Below are 23667 nucleotides of genomic sequence, written 5' to 3' on the forward strand. Positions count from 1 at the left end.
AAGAGTTTGGGTGGCGGCTATCAACGAAACTGCTCGAGGAAACGCAGATCGTTGTCAAAGAAGATCCGCAGATCACCCACCCCGTAGCGCAGCATTGCCAGACGCTCCACGCCCATTCCGAAGGCAAATCCCTGGTATTTCTCGGGATCGATGCCGGACATCCGCAGAACGTTCGGATGCACCATGCCGCAGCCAAGCACTTCAAGCCAATCGGCTTTCTCTTCGCCGTTCTTCATCACCACGCGGCGAATATCCACCTCGGCGGAGGGTTCAGTAAACGGGAAGAATGACGGGCGGAAACGCACCTCGAGATCGGCTTCGAAGAACTCGCGCAGGAACTGCACGATGGTGCCTTTCAAGTCAGCAAAACTGACGCCTTCATCAATCAGCAACCCTTCTACCTGGTGGAACATTGGCGAGTGCGTCTGATCCGAATCGCAGCGATACACACGGCCCGGACAAACGATCCGGATCGGCGGCTTGCGGGTTTCCATGGTGCGTATCTGAACCGGCGAGGTATGGGTACGCAACAGGGTATTAGCGTTGAAATAGAAGGTATCGTGCATTGCCCGGGCCGGGTGGTGGCCGGGTATGTTGAGTGCCTCGAAGTTATGGTAATCATCTTCCACTTCGGGGCCTTCCTCGACGGTATAACCGACGTGGGCAAAAATCTCTTCAATCCGTTCCATGGTGCGAGTAACCGGATGCAGGCCGCCGCTGACCTGGCCACGGCCCGGTAGCGTGACGTCGACACGTTCAGCAGCCAGGCGAGCGTTCAGCGCCGCCGCTTCCATGTCGGTCTTGCGTGCATTCAGTACGCTCTGCACCCGCTCTTTGGCGTCATTGACCATGGCGCCAACCTTCGGGCGCTCTTCTGCGGGGATATTGCCCAGCGTCTTCATGACCTGAGTGAGCTCGCCCTTCTTGCCAAGATACTGCACGCGGATCTGCTCCAGCGTGTTGACGTCAGCGGCTTGCTGAACAGCCTCCAAGGCTTGGGAGACCAGGGCGTCTAGGTTTTCCATTAACACACTCCAGAAACAAAAATAGGGGAAGAGCGATGAGGCTCTTCCCCTATTAATGACGTTGCCAACCGGAGCCAGGCTCCGGTGATTGTCGTAACGAGGGCTTAAGCCAGGCTAGCCTTTGCTTTTTCGACAATCGCGGTAAACGCCGCTTTTTCGTTCACAGCCAGATCGGCCAGAACCTTGCGGTCGATTTCTACGGAAGCCTTTTTCAGGCCAGCAATCAGACGGCTATAGGACATGCCATTCTGACGGGCGCCGGCGTTGATACGGGCAATCCACAGAGCACGAAACTGACGCTTGCGCTGCTTGCGGTCACGATAGGCATACTGACCAGCCTTGATGACCGCCTGCTTGGCAACACGGAATACGCGTGAACGCGCACCGTAATAGCCTTTGGCGAGTTTCAGAATTTTCTTGTGACGCTTACGCGCCATTACACCACGCTTAACACGAGCCATTCTTTATTTCCTCAACCTAGACTTTAACGGAGGCGCAACATGCGCTCTACTTTTTGCACATCAGCAGGGTGCAACTCGGAAGTACCCCGAAGTTGACGCTTACGCTTAGTGCTCATCTTGGTCAGGATGTGGCTCTTGAAAGCATGCTTGTGCTTGAGACCGTTACCGGTCGCCTTGAAGCGCTTCGCAGCGCCACTTTTGGTCTTCATCTTTACTTTTGCCATGTTCAGATACTCCGCGTTATAGCGTTAATAAGATAATCGCAAGGCCTGGCGTTGCCCTGGAGATTACTTTTTCTTCTTGGGAGCGATGACCATCATCAGCTGACGACCTTCCATTTTCGGATACTGTTCGACGGTACCGTATTCAAGCAGGTCTTGTTCGACCCGTTTCAACAGTTCCATCCCCAGCTCCTGATGGGCCATTTCGCGGCCACGGAATCGCAATGAAACCTTGGCTTTATCCCCTTCACTAAGGAAACGTATCAAGTTTTTCAACTTAACCTTGTAGTCTCCATCTTCCGTCCCTGGACGAAACTTGATTTCCTTGATTTGAATCTGCTTCTGATTCTTCCGTGCAACAGCCTGCTGCTTCTTCTTTTCGAAGACGTGCTTGCCGTAATCCATGAGTCGGCAAACCGGCGGCTCTGCATCGGGGGAGATTTCAACCAGGTCGAGCTTGACCTCCTCTGCGGCGGCCATGGCTTCCTGAATGGACACGATACCGATTTGTTCACCTTCGGCGCCAATCAGGCGCACTTCACGCGCCGTGATATTCTCGTTGATTGGCGGGCGTTGTGCGGCTCTTTTGTCTTGCCTCATCTCGCGTTTAATCTTTGTAACTCCGAATTCGGGCGGCCTCGCTGTGCGACGGCACGGGACAGGAACTCGGAGAACTCGGCAACAGTCATGGAACCCAGATCTATACCCTCCCGCGTGCGCACGGCCACAGTGTGCGATTCGACTTCCCTATCCCCTACAACCAGGAGGTAAGGTGTCTTGTGCAAAGTATGCTCCCGGATTTTAAAGCCGATCTTCTCGTTTCTCAAGTCCGAGACTGCCCGATATCCCAATTCATTCAGCTTTTTCTCCACTTCGGAGCAAAATTCCGCCTGATTATCGGTAATATTCAACACCGCAGCCTGAGTCGGGGCCAGCCATGCAGGAAAATCACCGGCGTAATGTTCGATGAGAATACCGATGAATCGCTCGAACGAACCAAGAATCGCCCGATGCAGCATCACTGGCGTCTTGCGCGAGCCATCTTCGGCGACATACTGCGCACCCAGGCGCCCCGGCAGCATGAAATCAAGCTGCAAGGTTCCGCACTGCCAGACCCGACCGATGCAATCGCGTAGCGAGAACTCGATCTTCGGCCCGTAGAAAGCGCCTTCGCCCGGCTGCAATTCCCAATCCAGACCCGCCTCGTTCAGCGCATCTTCCAGACCTTTTTCGGCCTGCTCCCAGAGTGCATCATCACCGACACGGCTTTCCGGACGAGTGGACAGCTTCAGCTCGACATCATCGAAGCCGAAATCACGATATACCTGCAATGTCAGCGCGATAAAGTCGGCCGCTTCAGCCTTGACCTGCTCATCCGTGCAGAAGATATGCGCGTCATCCTGAGTGAAGCCCCGCACACGCATCAAGCCGTGCAGCGAACCCGACGGCTCGTTGCGGTGGCAGGAGCCGAACTCGGCCAGACGCAAAGGCAGTTCGCGGTAGCTCTTCAAGCCTTGATTGAACACCTGGATGTGACACGGGCAGTTCATCGGCTTGATCGCGTAATCGCGGCTTTCAGACTCGGTGGTAAACATCGCCGCCGAGTAATGCTCCCAGTGCCCTGAGCGCTCCCACAGCACGCGGTCAACCACCTGCGGCGTGCGGATCTCTTTATAGTCGGCGCCACGCTGGATCTGCCGCATATATTGCTCAAGCACCTGATAGATGGTCCAGCCATCGGGATGCCAGAAGACCATGCCCGGTGCTTCCTCCTGGGTATGGAACAATCCAAGTCGCTTGCCGATCTTGCGATGGTCGCGCTTTTCGGCTTCCTCCATCCGCAGGATATAGGCAGCCAGCTGCTTCTTGTCAGCCCAGGCGGTGCCGTAAATGCGCTGCAACTGTTCGTTCTCGGCATCGCCGCGCCAGTAGGCACCGGAGATCCGGGTCAGCTTGAAGGCCTTGAGGAAACGGGTGTTCGGCACGTGCGGACCGCGGCACATGTCGACATATTCTTCGTGGTAGTACAGGCCCATCGCCTGCTCGTCCGGCATATCCTCGACCAGACGCAGCTTGTATTCCTCTCCGCGAGCTTCAAATACTTCAATAACCTGATCGCGGGGTGTGATCTTCTTGATCACGTCGTAATCGGTATTGATCAGCTCGCGCATCCGCGCTTCGATCGCCGCCATGTCTTCGGGCGTGAAAGACCGCTCGTAGGCAATGTCATAATAGAAGCCTTCGTCGATGACTGGCCCAATAACCATCTTGGCGGTGGGATACAGCTGCTTCACTGCATGGCCGACCAGGTGCGCGCAGGAGTGGCGGATGATCTCCAGCCCCTCTTCGTTCTTCGGCGTGATGATTTCCAGCGATGCGTCCTGCTCGATCACGTCGCAGGCATCGACCAGACGTCCGCCGACCTTGCCCGCCAGCGTGGCTTTGGCAAGACCTGAACCAATGGATTGAGCGACTTCAGCGACCGAAACCGGGTGATCAAAACTGCGTTGACTGCCGTCGGGAAGAGTAATAACGGGCATATGCCATTCCTTCTCAGTGGTGGCCCCTACGCAAGGCCACATGATGATAATCGCCATTCGGCTTCGCCTGATGCAGTTCCTCCGGCTAACGATCGCCGGCAACCTTTAAGTCGCTGCATAGGCGCGCCGAGCGACGCAATAGAGATTCCGTCAATACTTATATATCGCAACCATTTGATTTTAAAGGGAATCAAGAGAATGCGAAGTACCGGAAAGGCAGTACTCTATCACAATAGAATCAATAACTTAATCGCTGCGTTGGGGTGCTGGCTGGCCGCATGGAGTCTGCTTTTTTATGTAGCGCTTTAACTGTGGCATTGAGACATTGAAACCCGAATCTCCCTCACCCCTCTTTCACAAAGAGGGGGATGGTTTGTGCGGGATGCTGGGGAGAATGCTTCTCAAGGACTGAAAGTGCTGCTGGACCGTCACGCCCCGGGGGTATTCTCCAGGCACTTGTCATGCTGGGCCTGGGCAAAATCTGAAATCGCTTGCTGGGGATCTTCCTCATTGATTGGCTCTTCATAGGCGCTATCGATGATAGCCCGCGAATCCGGGTCGATCTCGCCGCCCAGCTGCTCCTCCATATTGGAGATCAGCGCCTCCTTCTCCACGCCCTGCTGGCGCATACGCATGTAGTTTTCCGACACACTGCGCGACAGCTCGCAGGTTGTCGCAGGATCTCCAGGTGGTGGCGCGGCAATGGCGGCGCTATGGAGTGCGGAGATACCTACTGATGCGAAAACACAGGTAGCGGCGACAAGCGTCGGGAGTTTCATAAAATGCTTCCTCTCTGTCTGATTCGGGGAACGCGGTAGCGTTTAACTCGAAGTCGGGAGCGCAAACATCTCGCAAGACAGAGGCGCCTCCCGATAACAGCAGACTGCCATACAAAGGAAGGATTCCAAAAAATTGATGGATAAACGAAAAAAAAGGGCGATCCGTGTGGATCGCCCTTTCTTACCCGTGCAGTCCGGGTTTGTTTGGTAGGCACGAGCGGATTCGAACCGCTGACCCCCACCATGTCAAGGTGGTGCTCTAACCAACTGAGCTACGTGCCTGCAATGGCCGCGAATTCTACGCAGCACCCTAAAACCTGTCAAGCATAAGTCGCTGAAAAAATTGAAATTAAATGGCAAGACAGAACGACCGGTGCCCATCCCCTGTTGCGCCGGGTTGTCCGGCGCCTTGGCGCGCGCCACCGCGGCACAAAACCAGCCGGCCAGTCAGCTCGACAAAAGAAAACGAATTGCTCTAGACCTTCATCAACTGCGCGCGAAGCTGCTGGATCTCGTCTCGCATCGAAGCGGCCTCTTCGAACTCGAGGTTGCGCGCATGCTGATACATCTTCTCTTCAGCCTGCTTGATGCGCTTGGCGATCTCCGAGGGCGAACGAAGCTGTCCTGCTTTGTATTCAGCAGCATCTTCTGCGGCCTTGAGCTGCTTGCGCTTGTTGGAACGGCTGTTACTTCCCGGCACCACGGCACCTTCGAGAATATCCTTAACGCTTTTGGTTACCCCGACGGGTGTGATGTTGTGCTCAATGTTGAAGGTAATCTGCTTCTCGCGGCGACGCTCGGTTTCACCTATTGCCCGCTCCATGGAGCCGGTCATTCGATCAGCATAGAGAATGGCTTTCCCGTTGAGGTTACGTGCCGCCCTGCCGATCGTCTGGATCAGCGAGCGCTCAGAGCGGAGAAACCCTTCCTTGTCGGCATCTAGAATAGCGACGAGCGAAACTTCAGGCATATCAAGGCCTTCTCGAAGCAAGTTAATGCCGACTAGAACGTCAAAACCGCCTAGCCGCAGGTCCCGGATAATCTCTACGCGCTCCACAGTGTCGATATCCGAATGCAGATAGCGAACCCGGACGCCATGGTCGGCCAGGTAATCCGTCAGGTCCTCTGACATGCGCTTGGTCAAGGTCGTCACCAGCACTCGCTCGCCTGCGGCAACGCGCAGGGCAATCTCTGACAACAGATCGTCCACCTGGCTGGTCGCTGGGCGTACCTCGATTATCGGATCGACCAACCCTGTTGGCCGCACCACCTGCTCCACGACGCGCCCTGCGTGTTCCTGCTCGTATGGGCCTGGCGTGGCGGAAACGAAGATTGCCTGCGGCGAAATGGCCTCCCATTCATCGAAACGCATCGGCCGGTTGTCCAGCGCTGAGGGCAATCGGAAGCCGTATTCAACCAACGTTTCCTTACGGGAACGGTCGCCCTTGTACATGGCTCCGACCTGGGGCACCGAAACGTGGGACTCATCGATTATCAACAGCGCATTGGCAGGCAGATAATCAAACAGGGTCGGAGGGGCTTCACCATGCGGTCGCCCCGACAGATAGCGCGAGTAGTTCTCGATGCCATTGCAGTAACCGAGCTCGAGAATCATCTCCATATCGAAACGGGTGCGCTGCTCCAGACGCTGGGCTTCGACCAGTTTGTTCTGGCTGGTGAGCGTTTCGAGACGCTCCTTGAGCTCGACCTTGATATGCTCGACAGCCTCGACAAGCTTCTCGCGGGGTGTCACATAATGTGATTTAGGATAGATAGTTACGCGCGGAACCTTACGTAATACCTCACCAGTGAGTGGATCGAAGAAACTGATGGTTTCCACGGTCTCGTCAAACAGTTCGATGCGCACCGCTTCCAAATCCGATTCGGCCGGGAAGATATCAATCACATCGCCGCGCACTCGATAATTGGCGCGCGACAGTTCCATGTCATTGCGGGTGTATTGCAGCTCTGCCAGCCGCCGCAGCAGCGAACGCTGATCAAGAATGTCCCCTCGATCCACGTGCAATACCATGCGCAGATACGACTGGGGATCACCAAGCCCATATATAGCCGACACCGTCGCCACGATGATTGCGTCCGGCCGCTCCAGCAGCGCCTTGGTCGCAGACAGGCGCATCTGCTCAATGTGGTCATTGATTGAAGCGTCCTTCTCGATAAAGGTATCCGAGGACGGTACATAAGCTTCAGGCTGGTAATAGTCGTAATAGGAAACGAAGTACTCGACGGCATTGTTCGGAAAGAACTCTCGAAACTCTCCGTACAACTGCGCTGCCAGGGTCTTGTTGGGCGCCATGATAATGGCCGGACGTTGCACTTGCTGGATCACGTTGGCGACAGTGAATGTCTTCCCCGACCCGGTTACACCCAACAGCGTTTGATGCGACAGGCCTGCCTCCAGGCCTTCGACCAGTTGCGCAATGGCCGTGGGCTGATCCCCTGCTGGCTGGAAACGGGTGTGCAGGTTAAATTGACTCATATGCTCGGGTTCCACCGGATGACGTATACGCAGTTATCATAGCACCGAGGTCAACTGATTCTGGTGACGTACTGGCGGCGAACCGCGTCGGATGATTTCAGAATGCTGCGCCACTCGCACATGGATGCCTAGCTGTCTATAATGAGCGGCCCTAAAGGCATGGCCTGACACCTTCCATTCACCTGCCCGAGTCCCCTATACCATGAGTCTGTTCTTCCCCGTCGAAATGGCCCCGCATGATCCAATCCTGGGCCTGAACGAAACGTTCAATGCAGATACCCGCGCGGAAAAGGTCAACCTTGGCGTCGGCGTATATTATGACGAGGCAGGCAAACTGCCGTTACTGAGGGCCGTACAGGCCGCCGAAGAGGCCCGGGTAGCCGAGCACGCGCCCCGCGGTTACCTGCCAATTGATGGCCTGGCCACCTATGACAAGGCTGTTCAGGAACTGCTGTTCGGTGCTGACTCGCCAATCATGCAATCCGGACGCCTGATCACTGCCCAGTCTCTGGGCGGCACCGGCGCGCTCAAGCTGGGTGCTGACTTTTTGTATCGCCTGACCGACAAGCGCCTGGTTGCGATCAGCGATCCGAGCTGGGAAAACCATCGTTCGCTGTTTGAAGCGGCCGGCTATGAAGTAGTGACCTACCCCTACTACAACCCTGAAACCCACGGGCTGAATCTGGCAGGTATGCTTGAGGGCATCGAAGCCCTGCCTGAAGGCAGCGTGGTATTGCTGCACGCCTGTTGCCACAACCCTACCGGGGTTGATCTGGGTCTGGCGGACTGGGCGCGCGTCATCGATGTTATCCAGCGTCGCAATCACGTGCCCTTCCTCGATATCGCCTATCAGGGTTTCGGCGAGAATCTGCAGGATGATGCCTTGGCTGTTCGCCTGTTTGCCGAGACCGGCATGCCCTTTGTGGTGGCCAGCTCATTCTCCAAGTCGTTCTCCCTGTACGGCGAACGGGTCGGTGCCCTGACCCTGGTTACCCAGGATTCAGATGAAAACGCTCGGGTGTTGTCCCAGCTCAAGCGCGTCATTCGCACCAACTATTCCAACCCCCCTACCCATGGCGCCAAGATCGTTGCGGCAGTACTGAGCAACCCTGAGCTGTATGCATTGTGGGAAGACGAGCTGGCTGAAATGCGCGAGCGTATTCGTGGGATGCGCCAAGCGATGGCTGAGAAGCTCAAAGCGGCAGGCGTGGAGCAGGATGTCGACTTCATACAGCGTCAACGAGGCATGTTCTCCTACTCGGGACTGAGCAAGGAGCAGGTCAAGCGTCTGGCTGATGAGTTCGGTATCTATGCCGTGAGCAGTGGGCGCATCTGCGTTGCCGCACTGAACATGAATAATATCGACTATGTTGCCAACGCGATGGCTACAGTGATGCGCGGGGCCTAATCAACGGTTGCGCACTTTCTCATGAAACCCATTCAAGACCTTGACTTTAATGGTTATTTTGCTAAAGTGCGCAGCGTTCATTCTGCGATAGCTCAGTTGGTAGAGCAAATGACTGTTAATCATTGGGTCCCAGGTTCGAGTCCTGGTCGCGGAGCCAAGCATCGAAAAACCCGGCACATGCCGGGTTTTTTTATTGCCCTGCTTTCAGGCTTTCGCAGCTGGATCCCGCGCCCTGAAACTCTCCTGCCTATTGTTCAGACTCAGATGCTGGTTCGCAGCTGATAGCCACCCGCACACGATTGATATGCCGGGTAAACGCCTGCGTCAGAACCCTGTGCTCGCCGGGATCGATACGGATACGCCGCTCCGGCGGTCGCTCAGGTCCGTTGACAAAGGTCGCCCGGCACTGCGCCTGCTCCGCCCCTTCGTTGGCCAGGGTAACCGTGGCTATGTTGCTCAGATACGAGCTGCTGGCGATGATAGAAACCCCTTTGGAATCTATCTCCACATCCACTGGAAACGCCCAGACTGCCAGCGGACATAGCAGACCAATCAACAGACCCACTCGCAATTTGCGCATAATGGTCGCTCCGTTCAATGTCTATATTGCACAGTAAGCCAGAGGAAGGACTGATGAAAGCACCCCGAGTAACCCTCGATCAGTGGCGCACCCTTCAAGCGGTGGTTGACCATGGCGGGTTTGCGCAGGCAGCAGAGGCTCTGCACCGCTCACAATCGTCGGTCAGCTACACCATCGCCCGGATGCAGGAGCAGCTCGGCGTTCCCTTGCTGGTAATCGAAGGTCGAAAATCCGCACTCACCGATGCCGGCAAGGCATTGCTACGGCGCTCTCGCAGCCTGATTGAACAGGCCAGTCAACTCGAAATGCTCGCATGGAATATGGACCAGGGTTGGGAAGCGGAGGTTCAGCTGGTAGTGGACGCGGCCTACCCGACCGACCGTTTGGCACGCGCGCTACAGGCATTCATGCCACTCAGCCAGGGGTGTCGCGTACAGGTGCGTGAGGAAGTGCTCTCCGGTGTTGAGGAGTACCTGCTTAGCGGCACAGCAGACCTCGCCATCTCGGGCTTGAGTATTCCGGGGTACTTGCCGCAGCAACTCAATGCCGCTGAATTTGTCGTGGTCGCCCACCCGGAACACCCTCTGCACCAGCTGCAGCGCCAACTCAATCATCAGGATCTGGAGCAGCATCTGCAGGTCGTCATCCGTGATTCCGGTCGCCGTCAGCCACGTGATGCCGGCTGGCTGGGTGCCGAGCAACGCTGGACCGTCGCCAGCCTCAGCACCGCCGCCAAACTGGTCAGCAGTGGCCTAGGATTTGCCTGGCTACCGATGCATGAAATCACCCTGCAGCTGGAAACGGGACTCTTGAAGACATTACCCCTGCAACAGGGCGCGCACCGGTCCAGCTGGCTGTACCTGTATTCGAACAAGGAAAAGCCCCTCGGGCCGGCAGCGAAGATACTCGCCGACCTGATAATCGAGCACTCCACAGCACCTTGATGTGGGAGGCTGGACTTTTCAGCTGAATACAGGTCTGCTAACGGCCTTGGAATACCACTCAAATGGAGTCATACGAATGTTGAAACGCCTGTTCGGCGCTTGCGCCCTGATGTTGATTGCTGGTTCAGCCATTGCCGAGAATCCCCGTGTGCTGGTCACCACCAGTCTGGGCGAGATTGAATTGGAATTGAATGCAGAAGAGGCGCCGATCAGCGTTGAAAACTTCCTGCGTTACGCCGATGCTGGCCATTATGACGGCACCATTTTCCACCGTGTTATCCCCGGCTTCATGGTCCAGGGCGGCGGATTCACTCCTGACATGCGCCAGCGTCCAGTGGGCAAGCCGATCAAGAACGAAGCTGACAACGGTCTGCGCAATGATCGCTATACCATAGCAATGGCGCGCACTCAGATTGTTGACAGCGCCACCAGCCAGTTTTTCATCAACCTGACCGGCAACGATTTCCTCAACCACGGCGACCGCGATTTCGGTTACGCAGTCTTTGGCAAGGTGGTTGACGGTGAACACGTGGTTGAAACCATTGCCAAGGTACAAACCAGCACCCAGGGCGGCCATCAGAACGTGCCCACCAACCCGGTGACCATTGTCAGTGTTGAGCGCGTCGATCAGGCTGCCGAGTAACCCTCGTCGCGACGGTTATTATTCCGCCTGCCGAAACGGCAGGTAGCTGCGGGCATCGCTCTGATAGAGGAGCATGCCCGCCCGCTCCTTGCGTAGAAAGTCTTCCACCGCCTCATGCAATCCTGGCTGCAACTTGTGCCACGATTGCGTCAGCACCGGCTCAAACCCGCGGATCAACTTGTGCTCGCCCTGCGCGCCGGCGTCGAATCGGCTGAGCCCTTCGGCAATGCAGCGGTCCATCCCCTGGTAGAAACACGTTTCGAAGTGCAACCGATCGAATTCGTCGAGACAGCCCCAGTAGCGGCCGTACAGGGTATCCTCGCCAGCCAGAAACAGGGCCCCGGCAACGTCTCTGCCATCCAGTCGGGCAAATACCAGTTGCACCGCATCCGCCATGCCCTCGGATAACAGGCTGAAAAATTCTCGCTGCAGATACGGATGTTGGCCACGCTTCAGGTAGGTCGCTGCATAGAAGGGATAGAAGCGATCCCAATCTGTCTCTGTTACCTGCGCCCCGGCCAACCACTCGAACGCGATTCCCTGCGCGGCCACTGCCTGACGCTCCTTGCGGAAATTCTTGCGTTTACGCGAGCTGCAGGCGGCGAGAAAGTCATCGAAGTGATTGTAGCCGCGGTTATGCCAATGAAACTGACACCCTAGCCGCTGCACCCAACCCGCGGCGGCCAGCGCAGGATTTTCCTCACCCTGATTGAATAGCAGGTGCACGCTGGACGCTTCACCCTTATCCAGCACAGCGTCGAGAAAATCGAGAATCAGGCCGCGGCTTTGTTCACACTCCGAGATCAGTCGCGGACCCTGAACAGGAGAAAATGGTATCGCCGCCAGGCATTTTGGATAGTATCGCCGCCCTGTCCGCTCCCACGCCTCGGCCCACTGGAAGTCGAATACATATTCACCGTAGGAATGCAGCTTGCGATACATCGGCAACAGCGCCTGCACACGCCCGTCCGGGTGCTCGACCACCAGATGAGAAGCAATCCAGCCCTGCTCCGGGGTGACCGAGCCGCTGTTTTCCAGGGCCGCCAGAAAGGCGTGGCGGAGAAATGGATAGCCCGACGGGACCAGGGCATCCCAGGAAGCCGGGGGCACTTCATTGATGTGATTGAGCTGACGTATTTGCATGGCGACAAGCATGCCATAGCCAACGAAAAAGCCCCACCATAGGTGGGGCAAAGGAGCAGACAACTTATTGCAGCTTCGAACCTGAATTGCCAGGCGAATCCACTTTAGAAGCTGTAGATCATACCAAGGGAGAAAACGCTGATTTCATCGCCCGCACTCGCCACCTCATAGACATCAGTGTCGTGGCCGCCTTTCAAGCGATAGCTTGCGTTGTCATCGTTGTCGATCAGGTTGTAAGCACCATATACGGTGAACTGATCGGCCATCTTATGATCAATGCCGACAGTGAGCTGGGAAGCTCCGGAGTCATCGATATCGCTCCAGTCGTCAGCGATAACATATTGCACCTTCAGCTTATTGCTTGCGCCGAATTTCATCGCAGCGTTGACACCCCAGGCATCCCGGTCAACATCATCGCCAAATTCGTCTTCAATTTCGAAGTTATCGTAGATGCCGCCAATTGAGAAACCACCAAAGTCATATATGGCAGCGACGCGCATTGCTGAGGTATCGAGTTCCGCAAACTCCTCACCGGTTGTAGCGCTTTCATAGCCAGCGCTAAGCAGCAAACCACCTACTTCGTAGCCGAGACCCAGGCTGTACAGTTTGAAGTCATTGTCCTCTATACCTTCGTCAGTCTGGGTATCTTCATAGCTGGTGGAATACATGGCCGCGGCCTTCAGACCATTGAGGCTCGGGGTAGCATACATGATGCTGTTCTTTGCCCGATTGTTACCCTGGTCCATGATATTACGGGCGTCACCTACGGTATCGCCGAAAATATCGAAGTCGCCACGAACATTCTTGTGCGGGGTGTCGTTATTGCCCACAAGGACCTTACCAAAACCACCACCAACGCCGACAAAAGTATTACGGCCAGCAAAGTTGCTGCCGCCTTCGTCAAATACAATCTTGGATTCGATCTGGTAGAGGGCATTCAGATCGTCATTGATCGGAGTGGTGCCCTTGAAACCCAGGCGCGAAGAGTTGCTCGCAATAGCCAGTTCACTGTCAGTATCGTTATCGACGAAGTCCGCCGACACATGTGCCTTACCGTAGATCTCTAGCTTCTTGCCGAGAATTTCGTAAGCGTTGGCAGTCGCTGGCAACAGTGTTGCAGCGGCAACAGCAACGGACAGTGTAAGCAATTTGCTTGGCATAAATTTATCCTTCAGACAATGACGGTTGGAAACTCGAAAAAAAGTTGCCATCCCGGGACCATCCTTCCCCGTGGCGGCTGAAGAGATAATGGATTTATATTGTTACTAAACCGAGGCGGGGTTATTACAGTTAGGTTAATTTGCGTCTTTATGGAATATAAAGTGGAACCAAGAGCTCTAGAATATGTCTTGATGCACCAGACATTTTATGCAGGCAATAAAAAACCCCGGCGCGCGGGGTTTTAAGAGCACACCGCACCGACAATACGGATTCGGTATGCCAGCCGGGCTTAGAGCTTGCGCACAATCACACAACCAATCGAATAACCCGCTCCAAAGGAGCAGATAACGCCGTGGCTGCCTGTCGGCAGGTCGTCCTGATGTTTGTGGAAGGCGATGATAGAACCTGCAGAACTGGTATTGGCATATTCATCCAGCACCACGGGCGCTTCATGCTCTTCGGGATCGCGACCGAGCAGTTTGCGGGCGATGAGCATATTCATGTTCAGGTTTGCCTGATGCAACCAGAAGCGCTTGACGTCGGCCACCGGCAGACCGGTTTCCTTCAGGTGCTTGCCGATCAGATCCGCCACCATCGGGCAGACATCCTTGAAGACCTTGCGGCCCTGCTGGATGAACAGCTTGTCAGGCAGGTCCTGACCACTTTCGTCCGCGCGGTTGAGGAAGCCGAAGTTATTGCGGATAGCATTGGAGAACTTGGTCAGCAGCTTGGTGCCGACGATCTCGAACTGGTTTTTCGACACGGCTTCATCGGCACGCTCGATAATGACCGCGGTGCAGGCGTCGCCGAAGATGAAATGGCTGTCACGGTCGCGGAAGTTCATATGCCCGGTACAGATCTCCGGGTTGACCATCAGTATCGCCCGCGCCTGACCCAATTGCACCGAGTTGGCTGCAGTCTGGATACCGAAGGTGGCCGAGGAGCAGGCTACGTTCATGTCAAAACCAAAGCCCTCGATGCCCAGTGCTTCCTGAACTTCCACGGCGATCGCCGGATAGGCACGTTGCAGGTTGGAACAGGCAACAATGACGCCGTCGATATCTGCTGCGGTACGACCCGCGCGTTCCAATGCTTGGGTCGCCGCCTTGACCGACATCTCACACAGAATCGACCATTCGTCATTGCTGCGCTCAGGGATATCCGGCTTCATGCGGTCCACGTCCAGGATGCCGCTCTTGTTCATCACATAACGGCTCTTGATGCCGGAGGCCTTCTCGATGAACTCGGTGCTGGAAGGCGAAAGCGCTTCGACCTCACCCCGGCTGATTGCATCGGCGTTCTCTTCATTGAACTTCGCTACAAAGGCATTGAAACTCTCGACCAGCTCCTGGTTACTGATGCTGTTCGGTGGGGTGTACAAACCTGTTCCGCTTATCACGACTCTTTGCACGGTCGGTCCTCGTTAATTAGTGTTGGCGTCGCGCATCGTTATATCACGAGGCAGCGACGATGGTTCAGGGCTGTGCTGTTCAAGCCAGGACAGCACCAGCGGGAAATGGTCCACTTCAGCTTGTGGATGCGTCAGCAGGTCATTGTGGCCGTAATCCCGGGAACAACCGGTGCCTTTCTTCAGCCGTATGATCTGGGCGTCATGTTCGCCCATCTCACAGGCAAACGCCTTGACGTCGGCAAAATGCCCCAGGTAATGGTCTTCATTGCCCGCCAGATACAGTCCTGCGGGCCAGGCCAGCGTTCTCAGTGCCAGAGCATAATCGAAAGCGTCCTGCTGATCACGCCATTCGCCGCCCCAGGCCCATTGCAGATGTTCTGCATGCAGCGTGCGGGAAAGATCGGCCGAGCCGATGCCCAGCGAGCGTGCCGGGATAACGCCCTTGCTGCGACCAAGCATTGGCGCGGCATAACGCCACAGCAACTCGGACAGCAGGCTTTTTGGACGCAGCCCCTCAAGCCGTGCGCGGCTGGCGGCAAGATGTACCAGACCGGCTACTCTGCCCAGTACATCCGGGCGACGAATCAAGGCGCTGTTCAGCAATACACTGCCCCAGCCATGGCCCACTGCGAAAAAAGGCTCGTCCGGGTGGTTGCGCTGAATCAGATCGAAGAAAGCCGGCAAGTCCTCGGTAATGATCTGATGCTGGCTTATTTCCATACCTGGCTTGAGCTCTGGCCTGCTCTTTCCGTAGCCACGAAGCTCACCGACGTAGACGTCAAATCCCGCTTCTGCGAGAAACACCGCGAGCCCACCGCCGGAATTCTGATGATAGATATGTTTATCTTCTGCCAGTCCGTGGACCATCAGGATTGCCGGACCACCGGCGCCGGTGCGCACGTGTTGAACGTGCAGCCGGACCTCCGGCGAGGGAGAAACAAATTCAGAGGTGATGAGCAATTGCGTCACAGATTGATCCTTGTATCTGAACTGCGCCGTATCAAGCGGGAATCTCCTGCCACAGCTTGTTCAGCCGCTTGACCGAAACCGGCACGCGGGTACCGAGTTGCTGCGCAAACAACGATACCCGATATTCCTCCAGCAGCCAGCGCCAGGTGACCAGACGGTCGTCCCAGCGGCCTTCCTGACGGTATTTCTCCGCCCTGGCGCGATGCTGCTGCACCAGCTGCTGGATTTCATCGGTCCACACACGGTCACGCTGCACCTGCCCCGACAATTTGTCCAGTCGCTGCTCAAGCGCGCTGAGATATCGCGGGTATTGGTCCAGCCACTCAGCCGGCACTTCCCGCACAAAGCCCTTGAAGATGAGACCGCCCAGCTGCTCGCGGATGTCATTCAGCGCCAGCGCCCAGGACAGATCGATCTTGCCCTTGAGCCGCTTTTGGATACGGTGCCATATCTTGAGAATGTCCAGCACCTGCGCAGCGAGCTTTTCTGCGGCCGGTACAAAATCACCCCGACCCTGTTCCAGCGCGCGTTGCAGTGTCTGCGCATCGCGTGGCAACGGGTGCTCCGCAGGTAGAAATACACGATCGATGGCCGCCAGCAATACGTCGTCAGTCAGCTGCTGCTGACTACCCAGCTCGCGAAAATAAATGGCCGCTTCCTTTAATGCCGGGACTTTCTGGCGGAGGAATTTGACCTGTTCGGGCAATCGCTGCAGCAGTAGCCGCTGCACGCCGCGTCTGTGGGCCTGTTCGGCTTGGCCTTCGATATCAAAGAGCTGTTCGACAACCTCGTCGCCCTCCTCTACCCAGGCGGGCCAGAAGGTCACGGCGATCCCCGCCTGCTTGCGGTTAACCGTCTGCGGTAAGGCGTATTCACCCGGCGTACCCGCACTGGTGGGCTGTGGCGCGGTCTGGCTATGCGCCGTCGCCGCCACGGTCTGGCCTGACAGCTGACGACACAGGGCGTTGAAATCGCGTCCAGTTGCGATCGGCGTGCCGTCGGCGTCCACAACCTCCAGCCTCATCAGCAGGTGGTCTTCCACCTGAATATCATCCCAGACATCTTCCGGCAGGCGCGCGCCGGTCATGCGGCTGAGCTCACGGCCGAGTACCTCGGTCAGCTTGCCCTGACCAAAGGGCATACGCTCAAGGGCGGCGCGCACAAAGTCCGGAACCGGCACAAAGTTCTTGCGCAACGGCTTTGGCAACCCCCGGACCAGCGCGAGGCATTTGTCGTAAATCAGGCCTGGTACCAGCCAGTCCAGCCGATGCTCGGGCAACTGCCGGAGCAGTGCGGCGGGCACACGCAGGGTGACGCCATCCTCCGGATGCCCCGGTTCGAAGTGATAAGTCAGCGGCAGCGCGACGCGTTCCCAGCGCCAGGTGTCCGGATATTGCTCGACACTGACCTCATTGGCGTCCCGCTGCAGCAGCTCCTCGCGAGTCATATGCAAGAGCGTCGGATCGGCCTGGCTTCCCTTTTTCAGCCAACGCTCGAAACTCGCCAATTGGTAGATTTTTTCCGGAATCCGCGCATCGAAATAACGGTACAGGGTTTCGTCATCCACCAGGATGTCACGCTTGCGTGCCTTGGCTTCAAGCGCTTCCAGTTCCTCGAGCAGAGCCTGATTGGCCTTGTTGAATGCCGAGCGGCCATGCCACTCGCCGGCCACCAGGGCCTGCCGGATAAAGATTTCTCGCGATGCGACCGGATCTATCGGGCCGAAGTGCACCTTGCGTTTAGGCACGATAATTAATCCGTAGAGCGTCACCTGCTCGAAGGCGACGACCTGCCCACGCTTCTTCTCCCAGTGCGGCTCGCTGTGGCTGGTCTTGATCAGATGCCCTGCCAGTGGCTCGACCCACAGCGGATCGATCTTGGCGGCGAGCCGCCCATAGAGCCTGCGCGTCTCGGTCAACTCGGCCACCATGACCCACGCCGGCCGTTTCTTCGCCAGGGCCGATGATGGATGCAGCATGAAGCGTCGCTGCCGCGCGCCGACGTAATCGCCCTCCTCGGTCCGGTTGCCCAGCTGGCTGAGCAGGCCGGCGAGCAGCGCCTTGTGCACCGCATCGTCAGCTGCCGGCTCTTTGTTCACTGACAGATTCAGCTCACGGCAGGTCAGGAGTATCTGGCGGTGCGTTTCGCGCCATTCACGCATGCGCAGATAATTCAGAAAATTGCGCCGGCACCAGCTGCGCAGCTGGCTCTGAGTGAGATCCTGGCGCTGCGACTCAAAACCGCGCCATAGATTGATGAAGGCAGCGAAGTCCGAGCTTTCATCCTTCCATTGGCTGTGCGCCTGATCGGCGGCCTGCTGCCGCTCGAGCGGACGCTCACGCGGGTCCTGCACCGCCAGGGCGCTGGCGATAATCAATACTTCATCCAGGCTGCCATTGGTGTTCGCCTCGATCAGCATCCGGCCGATGCGCGGATCGACTGGCAACCGCGCAAGCTGGCGGCCGAGGTCGCTGATCGCGCCGGCCTTGTCCACGGCACCGAGCTCCAGCAACAGGTTAAAGCCATCACTGATGGCGCGCCCGTCCGGCGGCTCGATAAACGGAAAGTCCTCGATACGTCCCAGGCGCAGGTGCAGCATCTGCAGGATGACGGCGGCCAGATTGGTCCGCAGAATTTCGGGGTCGGTGAAGGCCGGCCGGCTGTCGAAATCCTGCTCGGAGTACAGGCGCACACAAATGCCCGGCGCCACCCGCCCGCAACGCCCTTTGCGCTGGTTGGCGCTGGCCTGGGAAACGGCTTCGACCGGCAGGCGCTGCACCTTGGAGCGCGGACTGTAGCGGCTGATGCGCGCTTCGCCGGGATCGATGACATAGAGTATGCCCGGCACGGTGAGTGAGGTTTCCGCCACATTGGTGGCCAAGACAACCCGTCGTCCGGCATGCGAGGCAAAGATTTTCTGCTGCTCGGAGACTGACAGCCGTGCATACAGCGGCAGAATCTCGGTGTGTCGGAGATTGGCTTTGCGCAGATATTCTGCGGTATCACGGATTTCACGTTCGCCGGTCAGAAATACCAGCGCATCGCCGGGCGGCAAGCGATTAGCCCGCTCGTGGGCTTCCAGTTCCTGCAGCGCGGCGAGGATGCCCTGGTCAATGCTCAGGTCTTCCTCGATCTGGTTGCCCTCTTCGTCGTTTTCCGACGCCAAAGGGCGATACCACAGATCCACTGGGTGCGTTCTGCCGGACACCTCGATAATGGGCGCACCGTCGAAGTGTTCCGAGAACCGCTCGAGATCGATTGTTGCCGAGGTAATGATGACCTTCAGATCAGGGCGCTTGGGCAGAATGGTTTTCAGGTAGCCCAGTAGGAAATCGATATTCAGGCTGCGTTCGTGGGCTTCGTCGATGATCAGCGTGTCGTACTTGTTCAAAAAGCGGTCGTGCTGGGTTTCGGCCAACAGGATGCCGTCAGTCATCAGCTTGATCAGCGTGCGTTCATTGCTCTGATCGGTGAACCGCACCTGAAACCCCACCAGCTCGCCAAGCGTTGTGCCCACCTCGTCCGCAACCCGGCTACCCACCGTGCGTGCCGCCAGCCGGCGTGGCTGGGTGTGCCCGATCAGGCCATGCGTGCCGCGTCCAAGCTCGAGACAAATCTTGGGAATCTGGGTGGTCTTGCCCGAGCCGGTTTCGCCGGCAATCACCACCACCTGGTTATTGGCGATGGCCTCGGTGATCTGCGCGCGCTTCGCTGCGATGGGCAGCTCATCGTCGTAGCGCATCGGCGGAATGCTGGCTTTGCGGGACTCGACCCGGGCACGGGATTGCTCAAACCGCGCACGCCATTGCTCAAGCCGCGCTGGCTCAGGGTGTTTGCCCAGCGCCTGCAGCTGTCGCAGCAAGCGGTGCCCATCAACGGACATGGCCTGATCGAGATTGGTGGCTAACGCATGGAAATCGGTCATTCGTTCCTGTCTGTTTCAGATGGCGGAAAAAGCAAAAGCCCCGACCGGGCTACCGGGCGGGGCTCATTGTCGCAAAGAACCGTGCGGGAGTGCTATTTCGCGCCGAGCTTCTTCAATTCCTCGTCGCGCAGTTCGCGGCGCAGGATCTTGCCTACGTTGGTGGTGGGCAGCTCATCGCGGAATTCAATCTGGCGAGGCACCTTGTACGCCGTCAGCTTCTCGCGCATGTAGGTCTTGACCTGGTCGGCGGTCAATTCGCTTCCGGGCGCCTTGACCAGGAACACCTTGATCGCTTCGCCGGACTTTTCATCCGGGATACCGATGGCGGCGCACTGTACAACGCCAGGAATCGCAGCCATCACGTCTTCCAGCTCGTTGGGATACACATTGAAGCCGGAGACGACGATCATGTCCTTCTTGCGATCGACAATGCGCATGTAGCCGTCTTCCTGGATGACCGCAATATCGCCGGTCTGCAGCCAGCCGTCAGCGCTGAGCATTTCTTCAGTCGCTTCCTTGCGCTTCCAGTAGCCTTTCATGACCTGTGGACCCTTGACGCAAAGCTCGCCGCGCTCGCCGATAGCCAGCTCATTGCCTTCATCGTCGATGACCTTGCACAGGGTCGAGGGTACCGGCAGACCGATGGTGCCGAGTTGCACGGCACTGGCGGGGTTTACCGATACCACCGGACTGGTCTCGGTCATGCCATAACCTTCGCAGACCTTGCAACCAGTGACCTTCTCCCAGCGCTCGGCTGTCGCCTTCTGCAACGCCATCCCGCCTGACAGGGTCAGTTTCATGCCGCTGAAATCCAGCTGGCGGAACGCATCGTCGTTGCACAGCGCGGCGAACAGCGTATTCAGACCCACAAAGCCGCTGAACTTGACCTTGGAGATTTCCTTGACGAATGCCGGGATATCCCGGGGATTGGTAATCAGAATGTTGTGATTACCGGTGACCATCACGGACATGCAGTGAAAGGTAAACGCGTAGATGTGATACAGCGGCAGCGGGCAAATGAACACTTCTTCGCCGTCCCGCAGATTGTCCGGCATCACCGCCTTGCATTGCAGCATGTTGGCGACCAGGTTGCGGTGCGTAAGCATCGCGCCCTTGGCCACGCCAGTGGTGCCACCGGTATATTGCAGTACCGCAGTGTCATCGGCCTTGGGGCTGGCTTCAGTAAGGCTCGCATTCTTGCCGGCGGCCATGGCCTTGACGAAGGAGGTGGAGCCGGGGATAGAGAAGTCCGGAACCATCTTCTTCACATGCTTGACGACGGCATTGATCAGCAGCCGTTTGAACATCGGCAACATGTCAGCTACTTCGGTGACCACAACGTGCTTCACGCCGGTTTTCGGCACCACTTCCTGCGCGAGATGGGCCATATTCGCCAGACAGACCAACGCCTTGGCGCCGGAGTCATTGAACTGGTGTTCCATTTCAGTGGTGGTATACAGCGGATTGGTGTTCACAACGATGTAACCGGCACGCATGGCACCGAACACCACAATGGGGTACTGCAGCACGTTGGGAAGCTGGACGGCAATGCGGTCACCTGGCTGCAGCCCGGAGTGCGCCTGCAGGTACGCAGCGAACTCACCGGACAATTGATACAGCTCACTGTAGGTGATGGTCTTGCCCAGGTTGCTGAACGCGGGCTTGTCGCCGAAGCGTTCGCAGGATTCTTTTAATACAGCCAGCACACTGGGGTATTGGTCAGGATCGATTTCCGTAACGATGCCAGCCGGATACTTGTCCTTCCAGAAATTTTCGTGCATTAGTTGCCCCGCTCCTTAGCTCGACCGGTCATGCTACCGCCGATTCGCTTTTTTGGGTTTCCGCAATAAATGTGACTTTCGCAGCAAATATGAACGATTGCTCTATTCGAGTCGAAAAGTGGCCGAAGATTAGCAGTTTTTCCATAGCGCGACTAGCAACGCGGAAAGACGCATGCAGCGCTGTGAAGGGAGACGCAGAGAGGTCTCGGGGAGAGACATCATCGGTAGGTTAGCGGCCAGGCGCTCAACGCCAGTGCATGGCGCAAACTGACCGGGAAGTCAGAAAAAGCTGTGCCCATCGCCAGCGACGAACGATGGGCACAGCACTGCAGGCCTGGTTACTTATCGCGCAGTTCGCGACGCAGAATCTTACCGACGGGTGTCATGGGCAGAGAATCTCGCAGCTCGTAATGCCGAGGTACCTTGTAACCTGTGAAGTTCTCCTTGCAGTAGGACTTGAGCTCCTCAACGGTCAGGTCGGGCGAGTTGGGCACCACGAAGAGTTTGACCGCTTCGCCGGACTTCTCGTCCGGCACGCCTATCACTGCTGCATTCGCCACCTTGGGGTGAGCAGCGACCACATCTTCGATTTCGTTGGGGTACACATTGAAGCCCGACACGATGACCAGATCCTTCTTGCGATCCACGATACAAACGAAACCGTCATTCTCAATGACGGCTATGTCACCGGTTTTCAGCCAGCCATCCTGATCTATGGCTTCTTCAGTGGCATCTGGCCGCTGCCAATACCCCAGCATCACCTGCGGACCTTTTACGCACAGTTCGCCACGCTCGCCGATAGCGGTCTCATTGCCGTCATCGTCAATGGTCTTCAATGCGGTACCAGGAACCGGCAACCCGACATAACCCAGACGCTGCAAACCGTCACTGGGGCTGGAGCAAACCACTGGCGAGCCTTCAGTCAGGCCATAGCCCTCACCAATGCCCTTGCCGGTCTTCTTTTCCCAGCGCTCGGCGGTGGCCTTGACCAGCGCGGTACCGCCGGAGGTGGTCCCCTTCAGGTTGGAGAAATCGATCTGGTCAAACTCCGGATGATCCATCAACGCCACAAATAGCGTGTTCAAGCCGACCATGGAGGAGAACTTCCACTTCTTCAGTTCCTGAACAAAGCCTGGAATATCCCGCGGATTGGTGATGAGAATATTGTGGTGACCGGCCACCATCATGCACATCAGATTCACCGTAAAAGCAAAGATGTGGTACAGCGGCAGAGGCGCAATGATGACCTCCCCCTCGTCGCTCATGATCTTCTGACCATTCTTGTCGAGCTGCTGCATGTTGGCGTAAACCTGCAACATGTTCGCGACCAGATTACTGTGCGTCAGCATTGCACCCTTCGACGGACCGGTAGTGCCGCCGGTGTACTGAAGTACCGCAATATCCTCGAGCGTCTTGCTCACCTGGCGAGGCGAATTGCCTTTGCTCCGGGCAAGCGCGGTCTTGAAGGAGATTGCGCCAGGGAGATTGTATTCGGGCACCAGTTTGCGCACATGCTTGACTGCAAGGTTGGTCAGAGCGCCCTTGAGCGTAGGCAGCATGTCACCCATGCGCGCTTCAAAGAGATGTTTTATTTCAGTGTCAGGCAACACCTGTTCAACCAGATGGCCAAACACGTTCATATACACCAGTGCCTTGGCGCCCGAATCGGTGAATTGGTGACGCATTTCCCGGGCGGTATACAGCGGGTTGGTATTGACCACAATAAGGCCAGCGCGGATCGCGCCGAATACGGCGACCGGAAACTGCAAGACGTTGGGCATCTGAATAGCAATCCGGTCACCGGGTTGCAGGTCGGTGTGATGTTGCAGATAGCTGGCAAAGGCACCTGCCTGTTTCTCCAGCTCACCATAGGTCAGCGTAGTGCCCATGCAAGTGAAAGCGGGTCGCTCAGCATACTTGCTGCAGGATCGCTCGAAGACATCGATTATTGAACTGTACTGACTCAGATCTATGTCGTTAGGAACGCCGGCGGGCCGTTTGTCGTCCCAAAATGCTGCATCCATTATTTTTGTCCTCTCCCGATTGTTTGATTCGCGGCCTACAACGACTGAGCGGGCGCAACTGTGCCCAGCAAGCTACCAGTAACCATGGCTGATGCAAAATACAGAAACGCGTCATCAGTGACATGAATATGGCATCTGTAACCGGGTCTCGCCAA

Annotated in this window: 18 protein-coding genes and 2 tRNA genes; 4 read left to right on the forward strand and 16 right to left on the reverse strand. The window is 56.9% G+C overall.

Annotated elements, in window-relative coordinates; all coding sequences use genetic code 11:
- Nucleotides 1-20: 20 nt before the first annotated feature.
- From pheS to uvrB, 8 genes are all read right to left on the reverse strand, one after another.
- The gene (gene pheS / locus FHK95_RS06310; protein ID WP_150303745.1) at nt 21-1025 is read right to left on the reverse strand and encodes a phenylalanine--tRNA ligase subunit alpha; all 1005 of its coding nucleotides are present in this window, start codon (nt 1023-1025) and stop codon (nt 21-23) included.
- Nucleotides 1026-1129: 104 nt separating this feature from the next.
- Nucleotides 1130-1486: a 50S ribosomal protein L20 gene (rplT, locus tag FHK95_RS06315; protein WP_036992253.1), complete on the reverse strand. Its 357-nt coding sequence runs from the start codon at nt 1484-1486 to the stop codon at nt 1130-1132.
- Between the two features lie 23 nt (nt 1487-1509).
- Nucleotides 1510-1710, reverse strand: a complete 201-nt coding sequence (gene rpmI, locus FHK95_RS06320) for a 50S ribosomal protein L35 (RefSeq protein WP_178100983.1) — start codon at nt 1708-1710, stop codon at nt 1510-1512.
- 63 nt (nt 1711-1773) lie between these two features.
- Nucleotides 1774-2307, reverse strand: coding sequence for a translation initiation factor IF-3 (infC, locus tag FHK95_RS06325; RefSeq protein ID WP_150303746.1), 534 nt, complete (start codon nt 2305-2307; stop codon nt 1774-1776).
- Nucleotides 2304-4247 carry a threonine--tRNA ligase gene (gene thrS / locus FHK95_RS06330; RefSeq protein ID WP_150303747.1) on the reverse strand — a complete coding sequence of 648 codons (1944 nt, stop codon included), beginning with the start codon at nt 4245-4247 and terminating at the stop codon, nt 2304-2306. The genes infC and thrS overlap by 4 nt, the downstream gene beginning before the upstream one ends.
- Before the next feature lie 428 nt (nt 4248-4675).
- Complete coding sequence (locus FHK95_RS06335) at nt 4676-5026, reverse strand: hypothetical protein (RefSeq protein WP_150303748.1); 351 nt, start codon at nt 5024-5026, stop codon at nt 4676-4678.
- Between the two features lie 205 nt (nt 5027-5231).
- Nucleotides 5232-5308: transfer RNA gene (locus FHK95_RS06340), tRNA-Val, on the reverse strand.
- Nucleotides 5309-5501: 193 nt separating this feature from the next.
- The gene (gene uvrB / locus FHK95_RS06345; RefSeq protein WP_150303749.1) at nt 5502-7523 is read right to left on the reverse strand and encodes an excinuclease ABC subunit UvrB; all 2022 of its coding nucleotides are present in this window, start codon (nt 7521-7523) and stop codon (nt 5502-5504) included.
- A gap of 202 nt (nt 7524-7725) precedes the next feature.
- Here uvrB and FHK95_RS06350 point away from each other — a divergent pair, with 202 nt between their 5' ends.
- Both FHK95_RS06350 and FHK95_RS06355 read left to right on the forward strand, forming a co-directional pair.
- Nucleotides 7726-8931: an amino acid aminotransferase gene (locus tag FHK95_RS06350; RefSeq protein ID WP_150303750.1), complete on the forward strand. Its 1206-nt coding sequence runs from the start codon at nt 7726-7728 to the stop codon at nt 8929-8931.
- An 81-nt stretch (nt 8932-9012) separates the two neighbouring features.
- Nucleotides 9013-9088 (forward strand) — tRNA-Asn (locus tag FHK95_RS06355).
- 90 nt (nt 9089-9178) lie between these two features.
- On the opposite strand, the gene FHK95_RS06360 is transcribed toward FHK95_RS06355, so the two are convergent.
- Nucleotides 9179-9511: a 3-phosphoglycerate kinase gene (locus FHK95_RS06360; protein ID WP_150303751.1), complete on the reverse strand. Its 333-nt coding sequence runs from the start codon at nt 9509-9511 to the stop codon at nt 9179-9181.
- Nucleotides 9512-9564: 53 nt separating this feature from the next.
- Here FHK95_RS06360 and FHK95_RS06365 point away from each other — a divergent pair, with 53 nt between their 5' ends.
- Both FHK95_RS06365 and FHK95_RS06370 read left to right on the forward strand, forming a co-directional pair.
- Entirely contained in the window at nt 9565-10455 is an 891-nt protein-coding gene (locus FHK95_RS06365; protein ID WP_150303752.1) for a LysR family transcriptional regulator, read from the forward strand.
- Between the two features lie 76 nt (nt 10456-10531).
- Nucleotides 10532-11098, forward strand: a complete 567-nt coding sequence (locus FHK95_RS06370) for a peptidylprolyl isomerase (protein WP_150303753.1) — start codon at nt 10532-10534, stop codon at nt 11096-11098.
- 18 nt (nt 11099-11116) lie between these two features.
- Here the strand turns inward: FHK95_RS06370 and FHK95_RS06375 are convergent, their stop codons facing one another.
- The 7 genes from FHK95_RS06375 to FHK95_RS06405 all read right to left on the reverse strand — a co-directional run bounded on the left by FHK95_RS06375 (nt 11117) and on the right by FHK95_RS06405 (nt 23512).
- Nucleotides 11117-12241, reverse strand: a complete 1125-nt coding sequence (locus FHK95_RS06375; RefSeq protein ID WP_150303754.1) for a GNAT family N-acetyltransferase — start codon at nt 12239-12241, stop codon at nt 11117-11119.
- Between the two features lie 104 nt (nt 12242-12345).
- Nucleotides 12346-13401 (reverse strand): porin, encoded by a 1056-nt coding sequence (locus FHK95_RS06380; protein ID WP_178114726.1) that lies wholly within the window; start codon nt 13399-13401, stop codon nt 12346-12348.
- A 290-nt stretch (nt 13402-13691) separates the two neighbouring features.
- Nucleotides 13692-14813 (reverse strand): beta-ketoacyl-ACP synthase III, encoded by a 1122-nt coding sequence (locus tag FHK95_RS06385; RefSeq protein ID WP_150303756.1) that lies wholly within the window; start codon nt 14811-14813, stop codon nt 13692-13694.
- 12 nt (nt 14814-14825) lie between these two features.
- Nucleotides 14826-15782, reverse strand: a complete 957-nt coding sequence (locus tag FHK95_RS06390) for an alpha/beta fold hydrolase (RefSeq protein ID WP_150303757.1) — start codon at nt 15780-15782, stop codon at nt 14826-14828.
- A 31-nt stretch (nt 15783-15813) separates the two neighbouring features.
- A complete protein-coding gene (hrpA, locus tag FHK95_RS06395) occupies nt 15814-19707 on the reverse strand; it encodes an ATP-dependent RNA helicase HrpA (protein ID WP_150303758.1) in 3894 nt (1297 codons plus the stop codon).
- 92 nt (nt 19708-19799) lie between these two features.
- Nucleotides 19800-21488, reverse strand: coding sequence for a long-chain-fatty-acid--CoA ligase FadD1 (gene fadD1, locus FHK95_RS06400; RefSeq protein ID WP_150303759.1), 1689 nt, complete (start codon nt 21486-21488; stop codon nt 19800-19802).
- Between the two features lie 338 nt (nt 21489-21826).
- Complete coding sequence (locus FHK95_RS06405) at nt 21827-23512, reverse strand: long-chain-fatty-acid--CoA ligase (RefSeq protein ID WP_150303760.1); 1686 nt, start codon at nt 23510-23512, stop codon at nt 21827-21829.
- Nucleotides 23513-23667 lie beyond the last annotated feature (155 nt).

Source organism: Pseudomonas saliphila, from assembly GCF_008638345.1.
In the GTDB taxonomy this organism is placed as follows: Bacteria; Pseudomonadota; Gammaproteobacteria; order Pseudomonadales; family Pseudomonadaceae; genus Halopseudomonas; species Halopseudomonas saliphila.